The organism is Allobosea sp. P5_A5 (genome assembly GCF_056400625.1).
On sequence record NZ_JBFUKY010000001.1, the window covers coordinates 360,204 to 386,472 of the forward strand.

The following is a 26,269-nucleotide window of genomic DNA, read 5'->3' on the forward strand; positions in this document are numbered from 1 at the left end:
GCTTTCCATCGAGCCCTCGTTGCGGATGGTGGCGCGGTATCCGCGCCACCACCGCAATGAGGGCTCTTTTCGTTTGAAGGCAGATTTGGACCGATGAACGTCGACCTCTTCGATTTCGAGCTGCCCGAAGAGCGTATCGCGCTGCGGCCGGTCAGCCCGCGGGACGTTGCGCGCCTGCTTGTCGTGCGGCCCGATGCGACGGAAGCCCTCGCGGACATGATCGTTCGCGATCTGCCTTCGCTGCTGCAGCCCGGCGATGCGCTGGTGCTGAACGATACCAAGGTCATCCCCTCGCGGCTGCGCGGCCGGCGCTGGCGCGGGGAGGATTCGGCCCGCATCGAAATCATGCTGCACAAGCGCGAGTCGGCCGAGAGTTGGCTCGCCTTTGCGCGGCCGGCCAAGAAGGTTGCGCTCGGGGAAACGCTCGTCTTCGATAGGGAAGGCACCAGCAACGCCTGCGAGCTGGCGCGTCTGCAGGCCGAGATCGTGGCGAAAGGCGAGGGCGGCGAGGTCGAGCTGCGGTTCAACCTCACCGGCGCCTATCTGGACGAAGCGATCGCGCGGCTGGGCGAGCTGCCATTGCCGCCCTATATCGCTGGCAAGCGCCCGGCTGATGCCACTGACGCCGCCGATTATCAAACCGCCTATGCACGGCATGACGGCGCGGTTGCAGCCCCCACAGCGGGCCTACATTTCACGCCAGAGCTGTTCGCGGCCTTGGAAGCACGCGGCGTGTCGCGCCATTTCGTCACGCTGCATGTCGGCGCCGGGACGTTTTTGCCGGTCAAGGCGGAGGATACGGACGCGCACCGCATGCATGCCGAATGGGGCGTGGTCTCGGCCGAGACGGCTGATGCGCTGAATGCCGTGAAGTCGCGGGGCGGGCGTATCGTGGCCGCTGGCACGACCTCTCTGCGCCTGCTGGAAAGCGCTGCCGGCGAAGATGGCGCGATCCGGCCCTTCGCAGGCGATACCGCGATCTTCATCACGCCGGGCTACCAATTTCGAGCCGTGGATGCGCTGATGACCAATTTCCATCTGCCGCGCTCGACGCTGTTCATGCTCGTTTCGGCGTTTTGCGGGCTCGATGTGATGAGGCGGGCTTACGACCACGCCATCGCGGACGGATATCGCTTCTACAGCTATGGCGATGGCAGTCTTCTGTTCAGGGCGCAGAAGCCGGAGGCCTGAGCCCCGTTCCGGCTCGCCATTGCGGCATGAAAATGCTACCGCGCTCCCAACAGGGATTTTGATTGTCATATGGCCGATATTTTTCGTGAGATCGAGGAAGAGGTTCGTCGCGACAAGGCGGCGGAGCTTTGGAAGAAATATGGCTGGGTCGTCACGATGCTGGCCGTACTGGCCGTCGTCGCGGTGGCGGGTTGGCAGTTCTGGCAGCACCGCCAGAATCAAGCTGCCGCTGCCCTCGGTGCCCGGCTCGAGGCCGCACTGAAATCCTCCAGGGACGGCGACAGCGCGCAGGCTGACACCATGCTCAAGGAGCTCGCGGCCAACGCGCCTGCCGGCTATCGCGAGATCGCCCGCTTCCGCCTAGCCTCCGAGACCGCGAAGACCGATCCGGCCGCCGGCGCCGCCGCCTTCGATACCATCGCCAATGACGGCGCGGTGGGGCCGGTCTATCGCGATCTCGCGCGGCTGCGTGCCAGCATCCTGCGTGTCGACCTCGTACCCTATGACGAGTTGAAGACGACGCTGGAGCCACTGGCGGCGCCGCAGGGAGCCTGGCGCCATACCGCTCGGGAGTTCCTGGGTGTCTCGGCGCTCAAAGCCAATCATTTCGAAGCAGCAGGCCGCTGGTTCGACGCTATTGTGACCGACCCCGCGACTTCGGCGGCCGAGCGCCAGCGCGCCGAGCTTTATCTCGCGCTCGTTCGCGGTGGTCCGGTCGAGGTAAAGAACTAAATTCGATGACAGCAATCGTCGCCCTGATCGGGCGCCCCAATGTCGGCAAGTCGACCCTGTTCAACCGGCTCGTCGGCAAGAAGCTTGCGCTGGTCGACGACCGGCCCGGCGTCACCCGTGATCGTCGCGAAGGCGACGCTTCGCTCGGCCATCTGCGCTTCAAGGTGATCGATACGGCCGGGCTGGAAGAAGCCGACAAGGATTCGCTGCTGGGGCGGATGCGGGCGCAGACCGAAACCGCGATCGCGCAGGCCGATGTCGTCCTGTTCATGATCGACGCGCGCCTCGGCATCACCCCGATGGATCAGCCCTTCGCGGATCTGGTGCGGCGTTCCGGCAAGCCGGTGATCCTGCTCGCCAACAAGTCCGAGGGTCGCAAGGGCGCGGACGGCATCATCGAAGCCTATTCGCTCGGCCTTGGCGATCCCGTGCCGTTCTCGGCAGAACATGGTGAAGGGACCTCCGACCTGCTGGAGGCGCTCGCGCCCTTCATCGACGACGAACCCGAAGAGGAAGAGTTTCCCCTCTGGGAAGACGTCTCCGGAGCCGATGAGGATGAGGACGCCGATCCCGACAAGCCGCTGCGCGTCACCATCATCGGTCGCCCGAACGCCGGCAAGTCGACCCTTGTGAACCAGATGATCGGCGAGGATCGCCTGCTCGTCGGACCCGAGGCCGGCATCACCCGCGACACGATTTCGGTCGACTGGGAATGGCGGACCCGCAAGGTCAAGCTGTTCGACACGGCCGGCATGCGCAAGCGCGCCCGCATCGAGGAAAAGCTGGAGAAGCTCTCGGTTGCCGATTCGCTGCGCGCGATCCGCTTCGCCGAGGTGGTGGTCGTGCTGCTCGACGCCACGATCCCTTTCGAGAAGCAGGATCTGACGCTCGTCGATCTGACCGAGCGCGAGGGGCGTTCGGTCGTCATCGGCCTGAACAAATGGGATCTCGTCGCCGACAAGCAGGGCCTGCTGGCCGAGCTCAAGGAGAAGGCCAACCATGTGCTGGCGCAGGTGCGTGGCGTGCCGATCATTCCGTTGTCCGGTCTGGCGGGCGAGGGTATCGACCGGCTGATGCAGGCCGTGTTCTCAGCCTATGACGTCTGGAACCGGCGCGTCTCCACAGCCCGCATCAATCGCTGGCTCGACGGCGTCCTCTCCGCCCATCCGCCACCAGCCGTGGCCGGCCGCCGGATCAAGATCCGCTACATGACGCAGGCCAAGGCTCGTCCGCCGACCTTCGCTCTGTTCGGAAACCAGCTCGACCACCTGCCGATATCCTACACCCGGTATCTGGTGAACAATCTCCGCGAAGCGTTCGAGCTGCCGGGGACGCCGATCCGCCTGCTCCGGCGTGGCGGCGAAAACCCTTACGACAAGCAGCGCAAGGGTTGAGACGATGCGGGTCGTCGGCTAACGCCGACGGCTACGCTTGCGAATATCGAGGATAGTGGCGCCGGGCAGAATTCCGCGCTTGCTGACGGCACCACCACAGAACAGGCGAGCAGATCGCTGCCGCTGCTGGACAGCCGTTCAGGCCGGCGAGCGCGGCGTCAGCACCTGGCCTTGCGGGAAGTCGAAGATCTTGCCGCTTTCGGCCCATTGGGGTGAGGCCATCTCGACGAGATACGGCGCCAGATCATCGGGCGTCTTCAGCGTCAGCGGGTCTTCGCCCGGCATCGCCTCGGCGCGCATCCGGGTGCGCAGCGGGCCGGGGTTCACCAGCATGACCTTGACCGGGGTGGTTGCCGTCTCGGCCGCATAGGTCCGGGCGAGCGCCTCGACGGCGGCCTTCGAAATCGAATAGGGCCCCCAATAGGCCGTGCATTTATGGGCGGCACCCGAGGTCATCAGCATCACCCGGCCGGCATCCGAAGCCCGCAGGGCCGGATCAAGCGACTTGATCAGTCGCCAGTTCGCGGTGACGTTGATGTCGAGCACCTTGGCCCAGTCGGTATCGGTGACATGGCCCAGCGGCGAGAGAGAGCCGAGAATACCGGCATTGGCGAGCAGGATGTCGAGCCTGCCCCAGCGCTCCAGCAGGGCCGGTCCCAGCTTCTCGATTCCGCCGGCATCGGAAAGATCGAGCGGCACCAGAGTGGCGTTACCCTCGATCGCCCTGATCTCGTCGTCGAGTTCCTCCAGCGCGCCCGAGGTCCGGGCCAGCGCCACGACATGAGCGCCCGCGCGGGCAAAGGCGAGTGCTGCGGCGCGGCCGATGCCGCGGGACGCGCCCGTCACGAGCGCAACGCGCCCTTCTAGCGGCTTGGTCATCGTCGGATCCGCGAGGTCAACCGGCTTCAGCCAGCAGCGAGATCCGCTGCTTGGCACTCTCGCCGACCAGATCTGTCAGCGAAGTCGGATAATCGCCGGTAAAACAGTGGTCGGTGAATTGCGGCCGCGCCGGATCGCGCCGCTCATGGCCCATGGCGCGGTAGAGCCCATCGACCGAGATGAAGGCCAGAGAATCGGCGCCGACGAATTGGCGCATCTCCTCGAGCGAATGTGTCGCGGCGAGCAGTTTCTCGCGGTCGGGCGTGTCGATGCCGTAATAGTCGGGATGGGTGATGGGCGGCGACGAGATGCGAAAATGCACCTCCTTGGCGCCGGCCTCGCGCATCATCTTCACGATCTTGAACGAGGTCGTGCCCCGCACGATCGAATCATCGACCAGGACGATGCTCTTGCCCTCGACCACCGAGCGATTGGCCGAGTGCTTCAGCTTGACGCCGAGTTCGCGGACCTTCTGCGTCGGCTCGATGAAGGTGCGGCCGACATAATGATTGCGGATGATGCCGAGCTCGAAGGGAATACCGCTCGCCTGCGCGTAACCCAGGGCGGCCGGCACGCCGGAATCCGGCACAGGCACGACCACATCGGCGTTCGCCGGCGCTTCCTGCGCCAGCACCGCACCCATGGCCTTGCGGCGCTCATAGATGCTGCGACCCTTCACTACCGAATCCGGCCGGGCGAAGTAGATATATTCGAAGATGCAGGGTCGTTCCTGCTGTGGCGGGAAAGGCTTGTGGCTCTCGATGCCGCTTTCCGAGATGATGACGACCTCGCCATTCTCGATCTCGCGGATGAATTTGGCGCCGATGATGTCGAGCGCGCAGGTCTCGGATGTCAGGATCGGGGCGCCGTCGAGTTCGCCGAGCACCAGAGGGCGGATGCCGAGCGGGTCGCGGGCGCCGATCAGCTTCTTGTTGGTGATGCCGACGAAGGCATAGGCGCCCTCGATCTGGCGGATCGCCTCGATGAAGCGATCGACGAAATTAGCCTTGCGGCTGCGCGCCACGAGATGGAGCAGGACCTCGGTGTCGGAGGTCGACTGGTAGATCGCGCCGTCGCGCACCAGCTCACGGCGCAAGGTCATGCCGTTGGTGAGGTTGCCGTTGTGGCAGACGGCGAAGCCGCCGCCATGCAGTTCGGCGAAAAGCGGCTGCACATTGCGCAGGATGGTTTCGCCCGTCGTCGAGTAGCGGACATGGCCGACGGACTGCGTGCCCTGCAGCTTGTCGATGACTCTCGCTTCGGAAAAAGCATCACCAACCAGGCCGAGCCGGCGCTCCGAATGAAACCGGCTACCATCGAAGGAGACGATACCCGCCGCCTCCTGCCCGCGATGCTGGAGCGCATGCAGGCCGAGTGCCGTCAGCGCCGCGGCGTCGGAATGGCCGAAGATGCCGAAGACGCCGCACTCCTCCCGCAGCCGGTCGGCATTCGGATCGAAGGCGGCGTCGGATGCGGTCGGCGATGTCATCGATGAAGCTCCACGCGGCAGGGGCGGGCGTTCGGGTCTTTAGCCGTCAATTAGGGTCGCGATGGGGCGGGCGCAACCGGTGCGGGTCTCGCCGGCGTGGGCGATGAAGGCGCGGTGCCGGTCGGCGCCACCGTGGCCGGTGTCTTGGGTTCCTCGGCCGGGGCGTCGGTCGCGCCCGGCGCCGGCTTCTTCAGCAGGTTCTTGATGAAATCGGCGTTGATGTCCTGCGGCAGCATGGCGACGAGCGAGCGCCCCGTCTCTTCCAGCATCGGGCGCGATTTGGCTTCCTTGGCCCAGACCGGCATCTTCTCTGCGCCGACCAGGGCGGTGAAGAAGACATAGCCGATCACGGCCAGCAGCAGCCCGCGCGCCGCGCCGAACACGAAGCCCAATGTCCGATCGAGCGTGCCGATGCGCGAATCGAGCACGAAGTCCGAAATGCGTGCCGTTATCAGCGAGACCACGATCAGCGTGCCCAGGAACAGGACCGCGATCGCCGCCACCAACGAGATCATATCCTGCGCCGAGCTGGCCGGAATGTACTGCTTGATCAGCGGCACCAGCTGGGGGTGAAACGCCCAGGCCACGGCGGCGGCCGCAACCCATGACACGATCGCCAGAACCTCGCGCGTAAAACCACGGACGGCCGCGAGCAAAGCCGAGAGCAGAACCACGCCGATGACGACGAGATCGAGAATGGTGACTGGCATGGGGAGGGCCGCTCTGCTGTGATCTGACGGCGGCGGCCTGCAAACAAGCCACCGTTTCGGCTTGCCTATACGCGTTTCATGCTTCTTCGTCACCCTTCGGACTGCGCGATTTCACATCCTTGCGCGGGGCACGGGCGGCGATATCGGCAACGAGTTCCGTGACATGGCCAAAGCGGCGCAGTGTAAGCCCGCTGCCATCGCCATGATCGCTTCCGCCGGCGGGCATCAGGGCGCTTTCGAACCCCAGTTTGGCTGCCTCGCGCAGCCGCGCGGCCGTGACCGAGACCGGGCGCACCGAGCCCGACAGCGCGATCTCGCCGAAATAAACCGCCTCCTGCGGAAGGATCGCGCCGGTCAGCGACGAGACCAGCGCGGCCGCGACGGCGATGTCGGCTGCCGGCTCGTTGACGCGCAGGCCGCCAGCCACGTTGAGATAGACATCGTGCTGTCCCAGCCGCAGGCCGCCATGGGTCTCCAGCACGGCCAAAACCATGGCAAGCCGGCTGTTTTCCCAGCCGACGACGGCCCGCCGCGGCGTGCCGAGCGAAGTGGGGGCGACAAGCGCCTGGATCTCGACCAGCACGGGCCGCGTGCCTTCGATCCCGGCGAAGACGGCGGCGCCCGGTGCCGGCTGGTCGCGGCCGGCGAGGAACAGCGCCGAGGGATTCGTCACTTCAGACAATCCCATACCCGTCATCTCGAAGACGCCGATCTCGTCGGTGGGGCCGAAGCGGTTCTTCTGACCGCGCAGGATCCGGAACGCGTGCGCGCCTTCGCCCTCGAAGGAGAGGACGGCATCGACCATATGCTCGACCACGCGAGGGCCGGCGATCTGCCCGTCCTTGGTGACGTGCCCGACGAGGATCAGGCAGGCGCCGCTCGTCTTGGCGTAGCGGATCAGGGCCTGCGCCGAGCCGCGCACCTGGGTGACGGTGCCGGGCGCGCTCTCGACCTCGCCCGACCACATGGTCTGGATCGAATCGATCACCACCAGGGCAGGGCGCCGCCCTTCGCTGAGTGTCGCGACGATGTCCTCGACATTGGTCTCGGCGGCGAGATCGACCGGTGCCCCGGCCAGCCCCATGCGCTCTGCCCGCAACCGCACCTGCCCCGTCGATTCCTCGCCCGAGACGTAGACGACGCGTTGGCCCGCCAAGGCGAGCGCCGCGCAGGCCTGCATCAGTAAGGTCGACTTCCCGATGCCGGGGTCGCCGCCGATCAGCAGCACCGAACCCGGAACGAAGCCGCCGCCGGTGACCCGGTCCAGTTCGCCGATCCCGGCGACGATGCGCGGCGCATCCTCCGTTTCGCCCTTCAGGGTTTCGAGCGCGAAGATACGGCCCCGCGCCCGCCCACCGCCGGACGAGCGCCCGCCGCCGGGCACCGGCGCCGTGGCGACATCCTCGACGAGCGAGGACCAGGTGCCGCAGGCGTCGCACTTGCCCTGCCAGCGGTGATAGACCGCGCCGCAGGCCTGACAGTGATAGGTCGGACCGCGCTTGGCCATCAGCCGCCGATATATTGCCGCTGGTAGCGGCGCCCGAGGCTGGTCAAAATCTCGTAGCCGATCGTCTTTGCTCCCGCGCCGACCGTCTCCAGATCGAGCGGGCCACCGATCAGCGTGACGTTGGCCCCGCGCTGGGCGGCGCCAGGCGACGCGTCCGTCACATCGATAATGATCAGATCCATCGAGACCGAGCCGACGAAGGGGCAGGGCAGGCCACCGACCAAGGCCGAGCCGCCCGTGACGCTATCCGTCCAGCTGCCATTGCGGGGGTAGCCATCGGCATATCCCAGGCAGATCGTGGCGAGGCGACGCTTGCCCCTGGCCGTCCAGCGGCCGTTATAGCCGACCTGCGTGCCGGCCTCGACCTCGCGGATCTGAATGATCCGCGCTTCCAGCCCCACGACCGGTTTCATCGGGTTCGGCTTGCCGGGCGTCGGGTTGCCGCCATAGAGCGCGTAGCCCGGCCGGGTGATCTGATAAGACGGGCAGTCTTTCAGGAAATGCCCCGACGAGTTCTTGAGCGAGGCCGGCAGCTCCGGCAAAGCCGCCGCGATCTCGGCAAACGCCGCGATCTGGCGCGCATTGGCCGGATCGGCTTCGTCCTCGGACGAGGCGAAATGGCTCATCAGCAGCCCGATATCGGCTGCGGCGATCGTGCCGGATCGCTCGCGGGCGAGCGAAAGGCCTTCGCCAGGCCAAAGCCCCAGCCGATTCATCGCCGTGTCGACATGCAGCGCCGCCCGCCGGACCCTGGCGCCGGTCTGACGGAAGGAGGCCCATTCGAGCAGCTCCTCATGCGAGCCCAGGACCGGCGAGAGGCCATGCTCGGCATAGATACCGCATGTGTCGGGCAGCAGCCCGTTGAGAATGTAGACGGTTGCCGCAGGCGCGGCCTTGCGGGCACGGATACCTTCCGACAAATGCGCGACGAAGAAATTGCGACAGCCGGCCCGCGACAGCGCGGTCACCGCCGGCTCGATGCCAATGCCATAGGCGTCAGCCTTGACGACGGCGCCGGCTTCCGTCCCTGCGAGTTCGCCCAGCAGGCGCCAATTCGCGACCAGCGCATCGAGATCGACGGTCAGCGTCGCGGCGTCGGCGGAGATCGGGAGCGATCCGGCTGCCATCATTCACGATCCGGGAGGCGAAGTTCGTCGGCTCGGTCGGAGAAGCGCGTCACATCGGCGTCGAACTGCAGCGCGACCGCCCCCGTCGGACCGTGACGCTGCTTGCCGATGATCAATTCGGCGACGCCGTGCATCGCTTCCATCTCGATTTGCCACTTGTTGTGGTCCTCGGTGCCCGGCCGCGGCTCCTTGCCCTTGAGGTAATACTCCTCGCGGTAGACGAACATCACCACGTCGGCGTCCTGCTCGATCGAGCCGGATTCGCGCAGATCCGAAAGTTGCGGACGCTTGTCGTCGCGGCTCTCGACCTGGCGGGAGAGCTGCGAGAGGGCCACGATCGGAACGTTGAGTTCCTTCGCCAGTGCCTTCAGGCTGGTGGTGATCTCGGTCAGCTCCTGCACGCGGTTCTGGCCGCTCTTGGCCGAGCCGGAGAGAAGCTGGAGATAGTCGATGAACAGGACATCGAGCCCCTTCTGGCGCTTCAGGCGGCGCGCGCGGGCCATCAATTGCGCGATGGAGATGCCGCCGGTCTGGTCGATGTAGAGCGGCAGCTTTTCGATCTGGGCGGCGACATCGGTCAGCTTGGCGAAGTCGCCCTCGGTGATCCGGCCCTGCCTGATCTTGTAGGACGAAATGCCGGATTGCTCGGCGACCACGCGGGTGGCGAGCTGGTCGGCAGACATTTCAAGCGAGAAGAAGCCGACGATACCGCCGTCGACGCTCTTGATGGTGCCGTCGTCCTGCCGCTCGCCGCGCCAGGCCTTGGCGATGTTGAAGGCGATGTTGGTCGCCAGCGAGGTCTTGCCCATGGCGGGACGGCCGGCGAGCACCAGCAGGTCGGAGCGCTGCAGGCCGCCCATGCGCTGGTCGAGGTCGCGCAGGCCGGTCGAGATGCCCGACAGGCCGCCAGCGCGCTGATAGGCACTCGCGGCCATGTCGATGGCAAGGCGCAGCGCCCCGTCGAATTTCTGGAAGCCGCCCTCATAGCGGCCCTTCTCGGCGAGCTCGTAAAGCTTGCGCTCGGCATCCTCGATCTGTTCGCGCGGCGGCATTTCGACCGGCGCATCATAGGCGACGTTGACGAGGTCCTCGCCGACGCCGATCAACTGGCGGCGAATGGCGAGGTCGTAGACCGTGCGGCCGTAATCGCCGGCGTTGATGACCGTCGTCGCCTCCGCGGCCATCCTGGCGAGATATTGGCTGGGCGTGATCTCACCGAGGTCCAGATCGCCCACGAAGGTCTTGAGTGTGATCGGCGTGGCGAGCTTGCCGGCCCGAACCATGCTCGAGATCAGTTCGTAGACGCGCTGGTGGATCGGCTCGAAGAAATGGTCCGGCAGCAGGAAGTCGGAGACGCGGTAGAACGCATCGTTATTGACGAGAATCGCGCCCAGCAACGCCTGTTCCGCCTCGATGTTATGAGGCTGGACGCGGTAATCGGCCTCGCGATTGTCGAGGCGGGCTACGAGGGCGGTGACTGGGGCCATGGGTTCTTGGATACGTCAGGGACGGCGTAACGTGTACAGGAACGTATAGAGAACGCAACATTTCCCGGAAGCTTTGCCCGCTGTCCACAGCGTTGCCGTGGCGGCGCTCGTCCGGCGCAATCTCCTGCCGTGCCCGACGGCGAATCAAAAAGGGCGCCGCGTTGCCGCGGCGCCCTTTTTGTCTCTGGCGTTTGGGCTCAGCGGCGGTCGTCGTCGTCGCCGGCTTCCGCCAGCGCGGCGCCGACTTCGAGGCCGAGATCGTCGAGGTCGAATTTTTCATGGGCCGTGACGTTCTCGCCGGCGGCCTGACGGTCGGCTTCCTGAGCCGAACGGGCGACGTTGACGGTGATGGTCACGGTGACCTCCGGGTGAAGCACGACCGGAACGGTGTGCAGGCCCAGCGTCTTGATCGGGGTGTTGAGCGTCACCTGGCTGCGGCCGACCTTGAAGCCTTCACCGGCCAGCGCTTCGGCGATGTCACGGGCCGCGACCGAACCGTACAGCACGCCGGATTCGCCGGACTGGCGCAGGATCATGACGCTCTGGCCGTTCAGGCGCGCGCCGACCGAATCGGCTTCCGACTTCATCTCGAGGTTGCGGGTCTCGAGCTCGAGCTTCTGGCTCTCGAAGCGCTTGCGATTGTCGTCGGTCGCGCGCAGCGCCTTGCCGCGGGCGAGCAGGAAATTGCGGCCGAAGCCGTCGCGGACGCGGACGACATCGCCCATCTGGCCGAGCTTGGCGACGCGTTCGAGCAGGATCACTTCCATGGGTCTTCTCCTTTGAGATCGTGTGGGTTCAGGATTGGGCAGGTGGAGGCGGCAGCGCGCGCTTGCGAAGGCCGAACAAGGTGTCGGCCAGACCGATGAGCGCGAGCAGGGGCGTCAGCAAGGCCTGCATCACGACGAGCGAGACATAGACCGAGATCAGCATCGGCAGCCGCCAGGAGCGGCCACGCGAGAGGTCGTGCAGCAAGGCGAGCCCGCTGAACATGAAGGCGGCGAGCAGGGCGCCGGTGAAGGCCATGGCCGCGACGCCGAGATAATTGCCGAGCGAAGCCAGCACGCCCGCGCCCAACAGCAGCAGCAGGGCGACACGCGGCAACGCCATCGACGGAATGAACGGCCAGGGACGGGGCAGGCGGCCGGAGATCTTCACGATCCGTGCGGAAAGCCAGAGATTGAGAGTGATCGTCGTGACGAAGGAGGCGCCGATGCCGAGCGGCACGGCCGGCGACAGGCTATCGGCGAGATCACCGACCGGCATGTCCGCCGGCAACGAGACCAGGCGACCGCGCACCATCTCGTTGAGGATCGCTGCGATCATGCGCGAAATGGCGCCGCGATAGGTCTCGTAGTCGGTCGTCATCACCAGCGCGCTGCCGACCGTGGCGAGAGCCGCGGTCCCGGCGATCCAAAGCATGAGCTTGCCGAGCGGATACCACTCGGCCACGCCTCTCGCATCGCCACGCGCGAGCAGGGAAAGATAGGCGATCCACCAAGCCGGCAGGCCGATGATCAGCGCAAAGGCCAGGCCGCCCGTCGGGGACAGCACCAGCATGACGGCGAGCGCACCCGCGGCTGTCGCAAACAGGCCGGACCGGTGGTTCCAGCCGAGCGAAGCGATGAAGATCGGGAGGGGAGCGGCGGAATACAGTAGCACCGACAGCGGCGATCCGGTGATCACCACTGAAAAGAGCAGGGCCGCCACGAGGCCCGCGCCGATGCCGACAATCGGAATCATTCGTCCGTCCTGCTGTCCCGCTGCTCTGACCGTCCAAGACGATGCGGCAGGGTGAGAGGCTGCTGCCTCAACAAACCCGGTGGAGTCTCACCGCCGGGCGACTGGTTGGGTTTACTGGAGCGATCCGAGCCGACCCTCGTCATTGCGAGGAGCGTCAGCGACGAAGCAATCCAGGAGGATCGGGTCGAAGCGTCTCAACCAGTCCTCCTGGATTGCTTCGCTCCGCTCGCAATGACGGAAGACCGCAATGCGAAACCGGAGGTGCTCTGAAGCACCTCCGGAAAATAACATCCGCTCAGCGGATGACGTAAGGCAGAAGGCCGAGGAAGCGGGCGCGCTTGATCGCCTGGGCAAGCTCGCGCTGCTTCTTGGCGGAGACCGCCGTGATGCGGGACGGCACGATCTTGCCGCGCTCCGAGATGTAGCGCGAGAGCAGACGCACGTCCTTGTAGTCGATCTTCGGGGCGCCTTCACCCGAGAAGGGGCAGGACTTGCGGCGGCGGAAGAAAGGGCGACGGGCGCCAGCGGATGCAGTCGACATGGATCAAGCCTCCGCTTCGGCGGTTTCGGTGGTCGCTTCGTCTTCGCGACGCGGACGGTCACGGCGCGGGCCGCGCTCGAAACGGTCGCCGCCACGCTCGGGACGGTCGTCGCGGTCACGCTTCTGCAGCATGGCGGAGGGGGCCTCCTCGAGCTCCTCGACCTTGACGGTCATGAAGCGGAGGATGTCCTCGTTGATGCGCATCTGGCGCTCCATCTCCAGCACGGCGGCGGAGGGAGCCTCGATGTTCAGCAGCGTGTAGTGCGCCTTGCGGTTCTTCTTGATGCGGTAGCCGAGGGACTTGACGCCCCAGTATTCGACCTTGCGGAAGGCGCCGCCATTGGCCTCGATAACGCCCTTGAACTGCTCGACAAGCGCCTCGACCTGCTGCGCGCTGACATCCTGCCGCGCGAGCAGCACATGCTCGTATAATGCCATGAAAATCTGGCCTTTCTGTTTCACCCTGCTTCGCCCGGCGCGGAGCCCTCCGAGCCCTGGAACAGGCCCGACAGGATTTCATCGAAGGCGGAGACACGGGATGACGGCTTCATCGAAGCCTTGCGCGAAGCCTTGCGGCGTGCGCCATCCGTTCAGCCTCCGGCCGAACAAGCAGTGGCGGTCGATACAGGGCGATCCGCGGTCTGGCAATCAAAATCTGGCCATCCACCACCATCTGGTGCGGAAAATCATGGCATCGCGCTTGACTTGGAGGCGAAACCGTTGTGACAGCCGCGACATACTGAACGAAACGTAAAAAGCGAGAGCTCGCAGCGATGACCACAGCCTTCCTCTTCCCGGGCCAGGGATCGCAGGCCGTGAACATGGGCAAGAGCTTGGCCGAGGCGTTCCCGGTTGCTCGCTCGGTCTTCGACGAAGTCGATGCCGCGCTCTCGCAGAAGCTGTCGCAGCTGATGTGGGAAGGGCCGGCCGAGGAGCTGACGCTGACCGCCAACGCCCAGCCGGCACTGATGGCGGTCAGCCTCGCGGTCGTGCGTGTGCTCGAAAGCGAAGCCGGGCTGGACCTGAAGCGCGACGCCGCCTTCGTCGCCGGCCACTCTCTTGGAGAGTATTCGGCGCTGGCCGCAACCGGTACCTTCTCTATCACCGATGCGGCGAGGTTGCTGCGGACCCGTGGCGATGCCATGCAGAAGGCGATCCCGGCAGGCCTGGGTGCGATGGCGGCGCTGCTCGGCGCCGAACTCGATCTCGCTCGCGAKATCGCCGCCGCCGCTGCCGAGGGTGAGGTCTGCGAGGCGGCCAACGACAATGGCGGCGGGCAGGTCGTGCTCTCCGGCACCAAAGCCGCGATCGAGCGCGCGATTGCGCTCTCCGGCGAGCGCGGCGTCAAGCGCGCCATGCTGCTGCCGGTTTCCGCGCCCTTCCATTGCGCCCTGATGCAGCCTGCCGCCGATGCGATGCAGGAAGCTCTTTCCAAGGTTGCGATGCAGGCGCCGGTGGTGCCGGTCATGGCCAATGTCGGCGCCGCACCGCTCACCGACCCGGATGCGATCCGCGCCTCGCTGGTGGCACAAGTCACCGGTACGGTGCGCTGGCGCGAATGCGTACTGGCGATGAACGGCGCCGGCGTGACCGATTTCGTGGAGCTCGGCAGCGGCAAGGTGCTGGCCGGCCTCGTCAAGCGCATTACGAGCGGCACCACCCAGACCTCGATCGCCACGGCGGACGATATCGCGGCCTGGAAGGCGCGCGGCGCCTGAGATAACCGGGCCCGGTGCCCGGACTAGACGGCAGAATGCCGAGCAAAGGGAGCGAACATGTTTGATCTGACCGGCCGCAAGGCCCTGGTCACCGGCGCGACCGGCGGCCTCGGTGGTGCCATCGCCCGGACCCTCCATGCTCAGGGCGCAAGCGTCGCGATTTCCGGCACGCGGACCGAGGCGCTCGAAGCCCTGGCAACCGAACTCGGCGAGCGGGTCTTCGTGGTCGCGGGCAACCTCTCCGACAAGGACTCGGTCGAGGCTCTGGTGCCGGCGGCGGAAGAAAAGCTCGGCGGGCTCGATATCCTCGTCAACAATGCGGGGATCACCCGCGACAATCTCTTCATTCGCCTGAAGGACGAGGACTGGGACAGCGTCCTGGCTGTCAACCTGACGGCCGCCTTCCGGCTGACCCGCGCAGCGGTGAAGTCGATGATGCGCAAGCGCTATGGGCGGATCGTCTCGATCGGCTCCGTCGTCGGCACGACCGGCAATCCGGGGCAGGGCAATTACGCCGCCGCGAAGGCCGGCCTGATCGGCATGTCGAAGGCGTTGGCGGCGGAGGTCGCAAGCCGCAACATCACGGTCAACGTCGTCTCGCCGGGCTTCATCGAGTCGCCGATGACCGATGCGCTGAACGAAAAGCAGCGCGAGGGCATCCTTGCGGATGTGCCGATGGGCCGATTGGGTGCGGGCAAGGACATTGCCGCCGCCGTCGCCTTTCTCGCCAGCGAGGAGGCCGGCTACGTGACCGGCCAGACATTGCACGTTAACGGCGGAATGGCCCGAATCTGAGTGTGTTCCAGCATTCTGTTGAGACGGTGCGTGAAGGGCGCGGTGCTCTCGCCTCCGCCGATGGGGTGTGCTAACTAGCGCCGTCGCACTGCCTTTCCGACTGCCGGGGACTTGACGAGAACCCTGTTGTTGCGTTTGTGCAGGCTTCTCACGTTCCACGGTCGCGCCTCCAAGATGGCGGGGCCGACAGGAATAAAGCCAATATGCGCGTCGCGGATCGCGATGCGTTTTCAGTTTCTAAGGAAGAGACTCATGAGCGATGTCGCCGAGCGCGTGAAGAAGATCGTGGTCGAGCACCTCGGCGTCGAGCCCGAGAAGGTCATCGACAGCGCGAATTTCATCGAGGATCTGGGTGCCGACAGCCTCGACACCGTTGAGCTCGTGATGGCCTTCGAGGAAGAGTTCGGCGTCGAAATTCCGGACGATGCCGCTGAGACGATCGTGACGGTCGGCGACGCGGTGAAGTTCCTTTCGTCGAAGACGGCMTGAGCGGCAGCTCGTTCGTCCAGGGCGCCATGGCTTCTCGTAGCATCTCCTTGCGGCGCGTCGTCGTGACCGGTCTCGGCATGGTGACGCCGCTCGGTTGCGGCGTCGAGCCGACCTGGTCGCGTTTGCTCGCCGGCGCCAGTGGCGCCGGCCCCATCACCAGCTTCGACGCCAGCGACCTGCCAGCGCGAATCGCTTGCAACATCCCCCGGGGTGACGGCAGCGACGGAACCTTCGATCCCGATCAGTGGATGGAGCCGAAGGAGCAGCGCAAGGTCGACGACTTCATCGTTTTCGCGATGGCGGCGGCCACGCAGGCCCTCAGGGATTCCGGCTGGAAGCCCGAGCGTTACGAGGACCAGATCCGGACCGGTGTCGCCATTGGCTCCGGTATCGGCGGTCTCGGCGGAATCTATGAGGCCTCGCTCCTGCTGAAAGAGCGTGGCCCGCGCCGGCTTTCTCCCTTCTTCATTCCCGGTCGGCTGAGCAATTTGGCGGCGGGCTACGTCTCGATCGAGCATGGGCTGAAAGGCCCGAACCATGCGGTCGTGACCGCCTGCTCGACCGGCGCGCATGCGATCGGCGATGCCTCACGCATGATTTCGCTCGGCGATGCCGAGGTGATGGTGGCGGGCGGCAGCGAATCGGCGATCAACCGGATCGGCATCGCTGGCTTTTGCGCTTGCCGCGCACTATCCACGAACTTCAACGACACGCCCGAGAAGGCATCGCGACCTTATGATCGGGATCGCGACGGTTTCGTCATGGGCGAGGGGGCAGGTGTCGTCGTACTCGAGGAGCTCGAGCACGCTCTGGCGCGCGGCGCGCATATCTATGCAGAAGTCGTCGGCTATGGAATGTCGGGCGATGCCTATCACATCACGTCGCCTTCCGAGGATGGCGACGGCGCCTATCGCTGCATGCAGGCCGCCTTGGACCGTGCAGGCGTGACGGCGGGAGACCTCGACTACATCAACGCGCATGGGACCTCGACGCCTCTCGGTGACGAGATCGAGCTGCGCGCCGTCGAGCGGCTGCTCGCGAATGCGCCGAAGCGGCCGTCCATGTCCTCGACGAAATCGGCGACAGGGCATCTGCTGGGTGCGGCTGGCGCGATCGAGGCGATCTTCACCGTGCTCGCGATCCGCGACCAGATCGCGCCGCCGACGATCAATCTCGACAATCCTTCGGTCGAGACCGAGATCGATCTCGTGCCGCATACAGCCCGCAAGCAGGAGATCGACTATGCCTTGTCGAACTCCTTCGGCTTTGGCGGCACCAACGCATCGCTGGTCCTGCGGCGTTATCATCCCGAAGGCTGAGCCAAGCGGGAGACCCACGGTATTCCGCCCGCCAGCGCCGTTTTGCCATATTTTCCAGTAAGATCGCCAGCGGATATCGCCCGTTCGGTGATTTCGCGTTCACAGTCGGCGAAAAACCGGCTCTAATGAACGATGCCGCCTTGAATCGTGGGTCTGCCCGCGCATTCCAGGGTTGATCATGCCGACCAGAGTTCTGCGAGCGCCACGATTGTGAACGATACGCCCCGCGTCGCCCCCAAAAGTCCGAGCGAGGCCCTCAAGCCGGTAGCGCCTCCGGCTCCGCCGCCGAAACTGCGTCGCCGTCGGCGCAGCCCGTTCCTTGCGATGCTGAGCGGCCTGTTTACGCTGGCCTTGGTCGCCGCCGGCGTCGGCGGCGCTGGTATCGCGCTCGTCTCCAGCCAGAGCAAGGCGCCGGGTCCGCTCGCTAGTGACCGCGTCCTGATCATCCCCAAGGAAAGCGGCCTGACCGAGATCGCCGAACTGCTCCAGCGCGAAGGCATGATCGAACACCCGCTGAGCTTCCGGATCGCCGCTGTGATGGGCGGAGACTGGCATAAATTGCAGGCCGGCGAATACCTGTTCAAGGCCCGCGTCAGCCCGCAGGAGATCCTCGACATCATCTCCAGCGGCAAGGTCGTCGAGCACTCGGTCACCGTGCCAGAGGGGCTGACGAGCGAGCAGATCGTGGAGCGCCTGCGCAACAACGACCTGTTGAGCGGCGACATCGCTCAGGTGCCGCAGGAAGGCTCGATCCTGCCCGATACCTATCGCTTCCCACGCGGCTTCACGCGGCAGGCGATCCTCGACCGGATGGCGCGCGACCAGCGTACCGTGCTGGCCCGCATCTGGGAGCGTCGGCCCGCCGATCTGCCAATCAAGACGCCGCAGGAACTGGTAGTGCTGGCCTCGATCGTCGAGAAGGAAACCGGCCGCGCCGATGAGCGGCCGCGCGTCGCCGGCGTTTTCATCAACCGGCTGAACCAGAAGATGAAGCTGCAATCCGACCCGACGATCGTCTATGGCATCGTTGGCGGAAAGGGCACGCTCGGCCGGCCGATCCAGCGGGGCGAGATCACGGCGCCCACGCCTTACAACACCTATGTGATCGCCGGTCTTCCGCCGGGGCCGATCGCCAATCCCGGCCGCGCCGCGATGGAAGCGGTGGTCAATCACTCGCGGACGAAAGATCTCTATTTCGTCGCCGACGGCAGTGGCGGGCACATTTTTGCGGAAACGCTCGAACAGCATAATCGCAATGTCGGCCGCTGGCGCCAGATCGAAACCACACGCACCCAGCAGGGCGGCAAGCCGCCCGCTGATTCCATCGACAAAGTCGAGCCCCCGGCAGCGCCCGATAACCGGACGGAAGCGCCGGCCGGGACGCAGCCCGCCGCCGATAATAGCGGAGCCGCGCTGCCACTGGCCCAGCAGGCCGGAGGCGTTGCGGGGACGCGGGCGCGCGCCTTCGACGCCTCGGAAGGCACTGCCCGCGACCCCCTGCTGAACAAGACCTTCGACCTGAATTCTCCCAAGCAAGTTCCGCAGCTCAAGCCCTGAGTCGTCCTTGGTATCGGGCGTGGGGGTCGCTGCGGCGGCTGTCTCATCCCCATCTTCCGACGTTGCGCGCTTGCCGCAGGGGCGAGGCGACACTACGGTCCCGCCGCAATTGCGAGGGAGCGGAACGGCGCATGGCCATCGAAAGCATGACGGGCTTTGCCCGCGAGGCGGGAACGGCCGGCATCCACGGCTGGGCCTGGGAAATCCGCAGCGTCAACGGACGCGGCCTCGATCTGCGCGTTCGCGTCCCGCCTGGTTTCGAGGCTCTCGGCGAAGCCGCCCGGAAGCGACTTTCCAGCGCGTTCGCGCGCGGCACGCTTCACGTCAATCTGGCGGTGACCAGCGATGCTGGGCCGCCACGCCCGCGCATCAACGAAGCCGCGCTGTCGGCGTTGATCGAGGCCGTCGCCAGGCTCCCGGTCGGTCCCGGTCTTGCGCCGCCGACCTATGACGGGCTGCTCGGCATCCGCGGCATCGTCGATTATGCCGACGAGACCCAGGACGCGCTCGGTACGGTCGAAGCGCCTGCGTTGGCAGGATTGGAAGCAGCGGCCTCGGCATTGAAGGACGCACGCTCCGGCGAGGGGCGCGCGCTGGAGGCGATCGTTCGCGGCCAGCTCGACGCGATCGCGCGGCTCACCGGAGAGGCGGAAGTCCATCCGGCACGGAGCATAGACGCGGTCCGCGCCCGTATCGCCACGCAGGTCGAAGCCTTGCTAGGCGCAGCGAACGGACTCGATCCGCAGCGCCTGCATCAGGAAGCGGCATTGATTGCCGTACGGGCCGATATCCGCGAGGAAATCGATCGGCTGCATGCTCATGTCGTCGCGCTGCGAGAGCTGCTAGATAAGGGTGGGCCGGTCGGCCGCAAGCTCGATTTCCTGGCCCAGGAATTCGGCCGCGAAGCCTCGACGCTCTGCGCGAAGGCCAACGACCCCGGCCTCTCGCGAATTGGCCTGGAGCTGCGCACGGTCGTCGACCAGATGCGCGAGCAGGTTCAGAACGTGGAGTGAGCGGCATGGCCGAGACGACCCGCCCGGCCCGCCGTGGCCTGATCATGATCATGTCGTCTCCATCCGGAGCCGGCAAATCGACGTTGACGCGGACCCTCTCCAAATCGGCGAGCGAGACCAATCTCGACCTCTCGATCTCGGTGACGACACGACCGAGGCGTCCGTCCGAGATCGACGGGGTGCATTACCATTTCATCGACCGGGAAACGTTCGATTCGATGCGCCAGCACGAGGAGTTGCTGGAGTGGGCGGAGGTGCATGGCAATGGCTATGGCACGCCGCGCAAGCCGGTCGAAAACTCGCTCAAGGCTGGGCGGGACGTGCTGTTCGACATCGACTGGCAGGGCACACAGCAGATCCTCGAAAAGGCCCGCGACGACGTCGTTTCGATCTTCATCCTCCCGCCCTCGATGGCCGAGCTGCGGTCCAGGCTCGTCAGACGGGCCGAAGACGCTCCCGAGGTCATCGCCAAGCGCTTGACCAATGCGCGCGAAGAGATCGCCCGCTGGACGGTCTACGACTACGTCATCGTCAACGATGATCTCGAAAAGGCTTATGAGGCCGTCCGCGCGATCCTCGCCGCGGAACGTCTGAAACGGAGCCGAGCCACGGGCCTGGCCACATTCGTGGACGCGCTTTTGGGCGAACAGCTGTAACGCCTGCCTTAGCCCGGCGTGCCGCCGAGCGCGTTGGCGAGCTTCACGAACCCTGACACCGGTACCTCCTCCGCCCGGGAGGTTTCGTCGAGCCCGGCTGCGGCGATGATCGCGCCGGGGTCGGGCGCGACGGCCTTGAGGCTTTGCCGCAGCATCTTCCGGCGCTGGCCGAAGGCTGCAAGCGTGACCCTTTCCAGCATGCGCCGGTCGCAAGGTTCCGGTTTTGCCCGCGGCACCAGCTGGACCACCGATGAGGTGATCTTCGGCGGCGGCACGAATGCATTGCGTGGCACGTCGAAGAGAATCTTCGTCTCGCAACGCCAGTTCGAGAGCACGGCGAGCCGGCCATAGTCGGCGCGCTGCTCCGGGCTTGCGACGATGCGTTCGGCAACTTCACGCTGGAACATCAAGGTGAGCGAGCTCCACCAGGACGGCCAAGGCTCCAGGCTCAGCCACCCTACCAGCAAGGGCGTGCCGATATTGTAGGGCAGGTTGGCGACGATGCGGGCCTTGCCCCCGTTGAGGTGCGGCGCGAGGTCGACCGCCAGAGCATCGCCGTCGATCACATCGAGCCGGCCGGGATAATGCGCCGCGATTTCGGCCAAAGCCGGCAGGCAGCGCCGGTCCCGTTCGATGGCGATGACCCGGCCCGCGCCCGCAGTGAGCAGCGCTCTTGTCAGCCCACCGGGGCCTGGGCCGATCTCGACGACCGTGTCCCCCTGCTGCAGGCCGGAGGAACGAGCGATCCGGCTGGTCAAATTGAGGTCGAACAGGAAGTTCTGCCCGAGCGCCCTCTGCGCCATCAGCCCATGCCGCTCGACCACCTCCCGCAGCGGCGGCAATTCGTCGATCTGACTCATTCCGATCGATCCGGTCTGAAGACCGCAGGCGGCAAGGTGCCGCGCGTATATGCGGTTCCCGTCTCCGCGAGGTCGATCAAGTTCGTTGCGGTAGGGGCTAACACGGAAGCTCTCCGCAGATCGACAGGCGACAGCTCAGGCGATCCGGCGTCTTAATTGACGCCGTCGCTCGAAGAGGCGCCGCCCAGGTTCTGCGAGTAGCTGAGCTCTCCCAGCGTCCGCAGCTCGAGCTTGAACATGACGGTCCGCGTATCCTTGGTCGAGCCGGAATACCGGTCGGCGTAGCTCTGCGAATAGCTCACGTCGAAGATCGTGCAATCGTCGGTGTAATTGATGCCGAAGGAGGTCGAGGCCGTCTGGAAAGGTCCGGACGTCGGGTAATTGGCGATCGTCGAGGTTCCGGCAGCGAGCGCCGTGCGCCAAAGCTCGCGATCGTATTTGAATTTGTCGAGGTCGAACAGAACGCCGCCACGAAGGCGCCAGTTCTGCGCCACCAGCACCGAGCCGTTGAGCGAAAGGCCTTCGCGCCGGCGCGGGATGCCGAGCTCCGGTTGCGGCTCGTAGCGGGCATAACCGACCGAGCCCGCCACGATGCTGTTGGAATAGGCCGCAGCTGCGTCGATGCGCTGCATCTCGAAGGTGCTCTGGTTGAGCCGGGTCGAGCCGGTCAGGAAGAAGCCCTTGGCCGGGGAGACCTGGGCGCGGGCGACATAGTCAGAGCTGCGCGTGTCGAGGCCCGAATTGACGCCCGTGTTGAGGAGGTCGCCTGCGGCATATGAGTTGCGGCCCGCGAGCTGGAAGGACTGCCCGAGCAGGACGTTGGCGTAAGCCTCCTTGCCGAAGCGGCCGGTATAGAGCGCGCCGACATTGGCGCGCGTGCCGCCTTCGGTGCGGTCGTAGCCGGAGAACTTTCCGTTCCAATCAAACAGATTGTTGGCGTCGAAGACGAGGCTTTGCGAATCCTCATTGGCGACACGCAGACTGTTGGTCTCGTTGGGGCGYGTGACGATCTGCGCGACCGGCTCGATGATATGCGTGCCCCATTCGGTCTTGGCGACGAAGGGGTAGCGATACATCAGGCCAAGCGCCGGCATGACGCGCCCGAAGACTTCATCCGACGGGTCGGCGATGGTCGCTACGCGCGAATTGATCACGCCGCTGACGTCCGGGTTGATCGAGAAGAGATCGGCCTTGAGCGAGGCGTATGGGGTCCAGATCTGGCCCAGCGGATCAATGATGTTGCGGCGCCAGGACGCCTGCACGGAGGCGCGCGACATGTTGCCGGCAAGGCCGCGAACGAGGCAGGTGCTCTTCTGGTAGACCGCGCAGCCATCATAGAGCGAGAAGCCCGTTCCAGCACTGGTCGTGCCGTTGACGAGAAAGGTCTTCTGCTGCGGTAGCTCGGTGAACGCCGCCGTATCGCGCGACAGGTTCGTGACGTTGACGTTGAACTCGAACTCGCCGCCAAGGCCGAGGAAGGAGGGCTTCTGGACCCGCTTGTCGTAGTCGAGAACCGGCAGAACTACAGGCTGTTGCTTTTGCCAATCCTGATAGTTCAACGGCTGGAAATAGTAGCCGCGCAGATCGAACCAGGCGGTCGCGCTCTGGCCATTGAGATAGGCGGTGGAGATCGCTTCCTGCAGATAGGTCGTCGAGCTGAAGGTCTCGTTGCGGACGCGATAATTCTTGTAGAACCACCGGTCGGTCGACATCGACGCGTTCCAGCCATAGCTCCAGCTGGGGTTGATGAAGAACTTGCCGTTGGTCTCGACCGAGCCACGGAAATCCTTGTCGCCGGCACCAAGCGGGCTCACCAGAAAAGCGGTCTTGTCCTGCTGGAAGATACCGGCGGCGCGGATTGTATAGGATCCATTGACGAGCCGATGCCGCCATTCGGCCTGGCCGAGCAAGCCCTGACGGGTCAGCAGCGTCGGGGTGATCGTCAGGTCGTAGTTCGGCGCGAGGTTGAGGAAATAGGGCAGGCTTACGCCGTAACCGAGCGCGGCCGTATTGATGAAACGCGGCGCCAAGAAGCCAGTCTTGCGTTTCACCGTCGAGTCCGGCCCGGACATGTAGGGAATATAGGCCATCGGGATACCGGCGAATTCGAGCCTGGCATCCTCGTAATAGATCGTCTGCTCGGACTTCTTGTGAATGATGCGCGCGGCGCGCACCTGCCAGAGCGGCGGCCGCTCCGGGTTGTCCTTGCAGGGCTCGCAGGCGGTATAAATCCCCTTCTCGAAGATGAAGGTTTCGCCGTCAGTGCGCTCGGCGCGAGGAGCGGTGAAGCGCGTCTTGTCCGGGTTCACCACCCGCAGCGAGTCGATGAAGCCGTCGCGGAAATCGTCGGTCAGGTTGAAGCGGTCGCCGGTGATGACCGTGCCGTTGGACTCGATGATGCGCGCATTGCCAGTCGCGATGACGCGCTTTCCGGCCTGGTCATAGACGACCCGGTCGGCCTCGATCGTACGGCCCTGATACAGGATCTGAACCTTGCCGACGGCCGCGACGGTCTTCTTGTCGTTGTCGTAGACGAGTTCCTGCGCATCGACGACCATACGGTCCTGCGGCTTGGCAGTGCCCGGGGTCGCAGACGCCGGCGTGCCGAGGCTGGGCTTGCCCTGAGCGAGCGCGGCACCGGCCAGCAGCAAGGCAAGGCTGGAGGCCAGGGCGGTCGCCGCAGCATATCGCGCAACGCCTTTCACGCCCAGGTCCATCCGCTCAACCCAAAATTAACCATAGGCACAGTACGTTTTACCCGTCTTCCTGATGGAGAAGGGCGAGCGCTCCCAGCATCGTTCCCAATGCTGCGGGCAACCACGCCGCGACGACCGGATTGACGATTCCCGACGATCCGAGTTCCTCCGACAGCTGTGTCGCAACGTAGAGCACGAAGCCGGCTGCGACGCCACCTATCACCAGTTTGGTCACGCCACCAAACCGGAAAAATCTTAAGGAAACGGATGCGGCCACCAGCACCATCGCGATGAGCAGCAGGGGACGCGCCATAAGCGATTGATAACGCAGCTCATATCGCGTCGTGTCGAGACCTGCCCGCTGTGTTCTTTCGATCACGCTTGGCATCGACCAGAAGCCCACAGCCTCGGGCGGCGTGAAGCTCTGGCGCATCTGCTCGGGCTCGAGGTTCGTGGCCAGCGAATAGGTCGGGAAACTCCGCGGTTCTTGCGATGCGGAGATGATCCGCGCGTCGCTGAGCTCCCAATGGCCCGTCTTGAGGAAGGCCTGCCGCGCGTCGATTCGATCGCGGAAGGAGCCGTCCGGATTGAAGTTGAAGATCGCGACCTGCGACAAGCCGTCCTCGTCAGGCAGGGCGCCGGCGGCCCGGATGATCGCCTGCCCACCGCTGCTGCGCTGGCGCAGCCAAATCTCGGGAATGGCGGTGTTGGAGGAGCTGCCGGCCCGGACGAAAAGGCGCGTCTCGAGCGCGGTCGCCTTGCGCTTCAGCTCGGCAGCGACCGGATTGTAGACCGTGATCGAGATCAACCCGATAACGCCCGCCACCACCGCGGCGGGCTGCAGGAACTGCCAGGCCGAGACGCCGACTGAGCGCGCGACCACGAGTTCGAGCTTCCGGCTCAACGTCAGCAGCGCGAACATGCCGCCGAACAGGGCGGCAAAGGGGAAGATTTGCTCGGCCACGCTCGGCACGCGGTAAAGCGCCAGAGTGATGATGCGCGGGGTCGTCGCGATAGGCGAATCTCCGGCGCGGCGCATCAGCTCGACGAAATCGAGCGTGCCGATCAGGAAGAAGAATGTGCCGAAAACACTGATGATCGCGCGGGTGAAGCGCAGCGTCAGATAGCGGCCGAATGTCGTGAAGAGCAGCATCAGGCGCGCCGGAAACGAGCAGCAAGGGCAAGGAGCGGGTCGGTCACGGGCGCCGTCAGCCGCGCCAGGATCGGCTTTAGCCTCCGGCCCTGGTAGATGAAAGCGACCGAAAGTAGGATCGAGGCGACCGGCAGGATGTAGAGCAGGGCGGCTGCAAAGGGTGAGCGCACGCTGGCGGTCCAGGCCGCATAGGCGCCGATGCGGACGGCGCCTACGATCATGATTCCGGACTGAATCGCTAATGCGCGACCCTGGCGCGTCGTGCGGGCTTCGCCGATGGCTGCAAACGCGATCAGCATGAACGCGAAGGGGTAGAACGGGGCCGAGAGCCGGTTATGCAGTTCAGCCCGGAACCGGCCCTCCTGGATCTTGTAATAGGCCTCGTTGGTATTCTGCCGGAGCAGTTCCCAGGTCGTGCGTTCGCGGGGCTTGTAGATGACCTTGTCGGCGTCGCCTTCGCCGGGGCCGCCTGTCGGGTCGCCGGTCAGGGCCGAGAGGTTCAGCGCATAGCGTTCGAACGAGATGATCGAGGTGGTATTCGTGTTCTTGGCCTCGCGCTGGATCGTACCCTTTTCCAGCATCAGGAAGCTCTGGCCTTCCGCCTCGACGGTGCGGCCGCGCTCGGCGAGATAGATCGAAGGCTGCGTCGGATCGCGCCGGTCCTGCATGAAGATGCCGACCAGCGCGTCGCCGGACTTCTCGCGATAGTGAAAGGTGACGCCGGAATCGAGCGACACGAACTGGCCTTCCTTCACCACGTTCGCGACGAAGTCGGCGCGGATCAGCGTGATCAGGTCGCGCAAGGTCCGGAAGCTCGTCGGCATCACCCAGACCGTCATCCAGGCCACGAACAGCGACGTGATCAGCGCGAGCGCCAGGAAGGGCCGCGTGATCCGATGCGGCGCGACGCCGGCGGCGTTCATCACGATCAGCTCGGAATCGCCGTTGAGCTTGTTCAGCGAGTAAAGCGTCGACATGAACAGCGCGACCGGCGCGATGCCCGCCAGCAGCGCGGGCAAGGAGAGCAGGGTCACCGTCAGGAAGATCAGGACGGTCTGGCCTTTGCCCGTGATGAGATCGACCTCGCGCAGCGCCTGCGTCACCCAGATCACGCCGGTGAGGCCAAAGAGCAGCACGATCGCCGCGCCGGCCGCGATCTTCAGGATGTATCGGTCGAGACGGTTCAGCGGCACGCGTGGCTTCCGGCGAGCAGGAA

Annotated in this window: 24 protein-coding genes; 10 read left to right on the forward strand and 14 right to left on the reverse strand. The window is 65.4% G+C overall.

Translation table 11 applies throughout. The features are described 5' to 3' along the window. The first annotated feature begins 93 nt into the window (after positions 1-93). The 3 genes from queA (at position 94) to der (ending at position 3,317) form a co-directional block, all read left to right on the forward strand. Positions 94-1,191, forward strand: a complete 1,098-nt coding sequence (gene queA, locus AC1DR6_RS01760) for a tRNA preQ1(34) S-adenosylmethionine ribosyltransferase-isomerase QueA (protein WP_476827455.1) — start codon at positions 94-96, stop codon at positions 1,189-1,191. 69 nt (positions 1,192-1,260) lie between these two features. Then, the gene (locus tag AC1DR6_RS01765) at positions 1,261-1,923 is read left to right on the forward strand and encodes a tetratricopeptide repeat protein (RefSeq protein WP_476827456.1); all 663 of its coding nucleotides are present in this window, start codon (positions 1,261-1,263) and stop codon (positions 1,921-1,923) included. Between the two features lie 5 nt (positions 1,924-1,928). Further along, positions 1,929-3,317, forward strand: a complete 1,389-nt coding sequence (der, locus tag AC1DR6_RS01770) for a ribosome biogenesis GTPase Der (RefSeq protein ID WP_476827457.1) — start codon at positions 1,929-1,931, stop codon at positions 3,315-3,317. A 138-nt stretch (positions 3,318-3,455) separates the two neighbouring features. Here the strand turns inward: der and AC1DR6_RS01775 are convergent, their stop codons facing one another. From AC1DR6_RS01775 to rpsF, 10 genes are all read right to left on the reverse strand, one after another. Then, positions 3,456-4,196, reverse strand: a complete 741-nt coding sequence (locus tag AC1DR6_RS01775) for an SDR family NAD(P)-dependent oxidoreductase (RefSeq protein ID WP_476827458.1) — start codon at positions 4,194-4,196, stop codon at positions 3,456-3,458. Between the two features lie 16 nt (positions 4,197-4,212). Then, positions 4,213-5,685 carry an amidophosphoribosyltransferase gene (gene purF, locus AC1DR6_RS01780; RefSeq protein WP_476827459.1) on the reverse strand — a complete coding sequence of 491 codons (1,473 nt, stop codon included), beginning with the start codon at positions 5,683-5,685 and terminating at the stop codon, positions 4,213-4,215. Positions 5,686-5,735: 50 nt separating this feature from the next. Further along, a complete protein-coding gene (locus AC1DR6_RS01785; RefSeq protein ID WP_476827460.1) occupies positions 5,736-6,395 on the reverse strand; it encodes a CvpA family protein in 660 nt (219 codons plus the stop codon). A 76-nt stretch (positions 6,396-6,471) separates the two neighbouring features. After that, a complete protein-coding gene (gene radA / locus AC1DR6_RS01790; RefSeq protein ID WP_476827461.1) occupies positions 6,472-7,902 on the reverse strand; it encodes a DNA repair protein RadA in 1,431 nt (476 codons plus the stop codon). Then, entirely contained in the window at positions 7,902-9,029 is a 1,128-nt protein-coding gene (gene alr, locus AC1DR6_RS01795) for an alanine racemase (RefSeq protein ID WP_476827790.1), read from the reverse strand. Before alr ends, radA begins: the two co-directional genes overlap by 1 nt. Beyond that, the gene (locus AC1DR6_RS01800; protein ID WP_476827462.1) at positions 9,029-10,516 is read right to left on the reverse strand and encodes a replicative DNA helicase; all 1,488 of its coding nucleotides are present in this window, start codon (positions 10,514-10,516) and stop codon (positions 9,029-9,031) included. The genes alr and AC1DR6_RS01800 overlap by 1 nt, the downstream gene beginning before the upstream one ends. A 197-nt stretch (positions 10,517-10,713) precedes the next feature. Continuing rightward, a complete protein-coding gene (rplI, locus tag AC1DR6_RS01805) occupies positions 10,714-11,283 on the reverse strand; it encodes a 50S ribosomal protein L9 (RefSeq protein WP_476827463.1) in 570 nt (189 codons plus the stop codon). Positions 11,284-11,311: 28 nt separating this feature from the next. Continuing rightward, positions 11,312-12,256 (reverse strand): DUF2232 domain-containing protein, encoded by a 945-nt coding sequence (locus AC1DR6_RS01810; RefSeq protein WP_476827464.1) that lies wholly within the window; start codon positions 12,254-12,256, stop codon positions 11,312-11,314. A gap of 295 nt (positions 12,257-12,551) precedes the next feature. Continuing rightward, entirely contained in the window at positions 12,552-12,797 is a 246-nt protein-coding gene (gene rpsR / locus AC1DR6_RS01815; protein ID WP_038367644.1) for a 30S ribosomal protein S18, read from the reverse strand. 3 nt (positions 12,798-12,800) lie between these two features. Continuing rightward, positions 12,801-13,235: a 30S ribosomal protein S6 gene (gene rpsF, locus AC1DR6_RS01820; protein ID WP_476827465.1), complete on the reverse strand. Its 435-nt coding sequence runs from the start codon at positions 13,233-13,235 to the stop codon at positions 12,801-12,803. A 335-nt stretch (positions 13,236-13,570) separates the two neighbouring features. Between rpsF and fabD the strand changes: the two genes are divergently transcribed. The 7 genes from fabD to gmk all read left to right on the forward strand — a co-directional run bounded on the left by fabD (position 13,571) and on the right by gmk (position 20,344). Beyond that, positions 13,571-14,515: an ACP S-malonyltransferase gene (fabD, locus tag AC1DR6_RS01825; RefSeq protein WP_476827466.1), complete on the forward strand. Its 945-nt coding sequence runs from the start codon at positions 13,571-13,573 to the stop codon at positions 14,513-14,515. Between the two features lie 57 nt (positions 14,516-14,572). Next, positions 14,573-15,310 (forward strand): 3-oxoacyl-[acyl-carrier-protein] reductase, encoded by a 738-nt coding sequence (fabG, locus tag AC1DR6_RS01830; protein ID WP_476827467.1) that lies wholly within the window; start codon positions 14,573-14,575, stop codon positions 15,308-15,310. Positions 15,311-15,562: 252 nt separating this feature from the next. Beyond that, positions 15,563-15,799 (forward strand): acyl carrier protein, encoded by a 237-nt coding sequence (locus AC1DR6_RS01835; RefSeq protein ID WP_076438249.1) that lies wholly within the window; start codon positions 15,563-15,565, stop codon positions 15,797-15,799. Positions 15,800-15,846: 47 nt separating this feature from the next. Continuing rightward, positions 15,847-17,118, forward strand: a complete 1,272-nt coding sequence (gene fabF, locus AC1DR6_RS01840) for a beta-ketoacyl-ACP synthase II (protein WP_476827791.1) — start codon at positions 15,847-15,849, stop codon at positions 17,116-17,118. 210 nt (positions 17,119-17,328) lie between these two features. Further along, positions 17,329-18,675, forward strand: a complete 1,347-nt coding sequence (mltG, locus tag AC1DR6_RS01845) for an endolytic transglycosylase MltG (RefSeq protein WP_476827468.1) — start codon at positions 17,329-17,331, stop codon at positions 18,673-18,675. Positions 18,676-18,806: 131 nt separating this feature from the next. After that, on the forward strand, positions 18,807-19,688 hold the full coding sequence (locus AC1DR6_RS01850) for a YicC/YloC family endoribonuclease (protein ID WP_476827469.1): 882 nt from the start codon (positions 18,807-18,809) through the stop codon (positions 19,686-19,688). A gap of 5 nt (positions 19,689-19,693) precedes the next feature. Then, positions 19,694-20,344 (forward strand): guanylate kinase, encoded by a 651-nt coding sequence (gmk, locus tag AC1DR6_RS01855; RefSeq protein ID WP_476827470.1) that lies wholly within the window; start codon positions 19,694-19,696, stop codon positions 20,342-20,344. Between the two features lie 8 nt (positions 20,345-20,352). Here gmk and rsmA read toward each other — a convergent pair whose 3' ends face one another. From rsmA to lptF, 4 genes are all read right to left on the reverse strand, one after another. Beyond that, positions 20,353-21,204: a 16S rRNA (adenine(1518)-N(6)/adenine(1519)-N(6))-dimethyltransferase RsmA gene (gene rsmA, locus AC1DR6_RS01860; protein WP_476827471.1), complete on the reverse strand. Its 852-nt coding sequence runs from the start codon at positions 21,202-21,204 to the stop codon at positions 20,353-20,355. Between the two features lie 152 nt (positions 21,205-21,356). Further along, positions 21,357-23,909: an LPS-assembly protein LptD gene (locus AC1DR6_RS01865; RefSeq protein WP_476827472.1), complete on the reverse strand. Its 2,553-nt coding sequence runs from the start codon at positions 23,907-23,909 to the stop codon at positions 21,357-21,359. A 49-nt stretch (positions 23,910-23,958) separates the two neighbouring features. Continuing rightward, positions 23,959-25,053, reverse strand: coding sequence for an LPS export ABC transporter permease LptG (lptG, locus tag AC1DR6_RS01870; protein WP_476827473.1), 1,095 nt, complete (start codon positions 25,051-25,053; stop codon positions 23,959-23,961). After that, positions 25,053-26,246: an LPS export ABC transporter permease LptF gene (lptF, locus tag AC1DR6_RS01875; protein ID WP_476827474.1), complete on the reverse strand. Its 1,194-nt coding sequence runs from the start codon at positions 26,244-26,246 to the stop codon at positions 25,053-25,055. The genes lptG and lptF overlap by 1 nt, the downstream gene beginning before the upstream one ends. Positions 26,247-26,269: the final 23 nt, after the last annotated feature.

What these genes read in the sequence shown, in the direction of transcription:
- lptG (WP_476827473.1), bottom strand. Translation starts at nt 25,053, where the DNA reads ATGCTGCTCTTCACGACATTCGGCCGCTATCTGACGCTGCGCTTCACC.
- alr (WP_476827790.1), bottom strand. Translation starts at nt 9,029, where the DNA reads ATGGCAGCCGGATCGCTCCCGATCTCCGCCGACGCCGCGACGCTGACC.
- queA (WP_476827455.1), top strand. Translation starts at nt 94, where the DNA reads ATGAACGTCGACCTCTTCGATTTCGAGCTGCCCGAAGAGCGTATCGCG.
- rplI (WP_476827463.1), bottom strand. Translation starts at nt 11,283, where the DNA reads ATGGAAGTGATCCTGCTCGAACGCGTCGCCAAGCTCGGCCAGATGGGC.
- AC1DR6_RS01785 (WP_476827460.1), bottom strand. Translation starts at nt 6,395, where the DNA reads ATGCCAGTCACCATTCTCGATCTCGTCGTCATCGGCGTGGTTCTGCTC.
- AC1DR6_RS01810 (WP_476827464.1), bottom strand. Translation starts at nt 12,256, where the DNA reads ATGATTCCGATTGTCGGCATCGGCGCGGGCCTCGTGGCGGCCCTGCTC.
- purF (WP_476827459.1), bottom strand. Translation starts at nt 5,685, where the DNA reads ATGACATCGCCGACCGCATCCGACGCCGCCTTCGATCCGAATGCCGAC.
- AC1DR6_RS01775 (WP_476827458.1), bottom strand. Translation starts at nt 4,196, where the DNA reads ATGACCAAGCCGCTAGAAGGGCGCGTTGCGCTCGTGACGGGCGCGTCC.
- AC1DR6_RS01850 (WP_476827469.1), top strand. Translation starts at nt 18,807, where the DNA reads ATGGCCATCGAAAGCATGACGGGCTTTGCCCGCGAGGCGGGAACGGCC.
- rpsR (WP_038367644.1), bottom strand. Translation starts at nt 12,797, where the DNA reads ATGTCGACTGCATCCGCTGGCGCCCGTCGCCCTTTCTTCCGCCGCCGC.
- AC1DR6_RS01800 (WP_476827462.1), bottom strand. Translation starts at nt 10,516, where the DNA reads ATGGCCCCAGTCACCGCCCTCGTAGCCCGCCTCGACAATCGCGAGGCC.
- rsmA (WP_476827471.1), bottom strand. Translation starts at nt 21,204, where the DNA reads ATGAGTCAGATCGACGAATTGCCGCCGCTGCGGGAGGTGGTCGAGCGG.
- radA (WP_476827461.1), bottom strand. Translation starts at nt 7,902, where the DNA reads ATGGCCAAGCGCGGTCCGACCTATCACTGTCAGGCCTGCGGCGCGGTC.
- AC1DR6_RS01765 (WP_476827456.1), top strand. Translation starts at nt 1,261, where the DNA reads ATGGCCGATATTTTTCGTGAGATCGAGGAAGAGGTTCGTCGCGACAAG.
- gmk (WP_476827470.1), top strand. Translation starts at nt 19,694, where the DNA reads ATGGCCGAGACGACCCGCCCGGCCCGCCGTGGCCTGATCATGATCATG.
- fabG (WP_476827467.1), top strand. Translation starts at nt 14,573, where the DNA reads ATGTTTGATCTGACCGGCCGCAAGGCCCTGGTCACCGGCGCGACCGGC.
- der (WP_476827457.1), top strand. Translation starts at nt 1,929, where the DNA reads ATGACAGCAATCGTCGCCCTGATCGGGCGCCCCAATGTCGGCAAGTCG.
- rpsF (WP_476827465.1), bottom strand. Translation starts at nt 13,235, where the DNA reads ATGGCATTATACGAGCATGTGCTGCTCGCGCGGCAGGATGTCAGCGCG.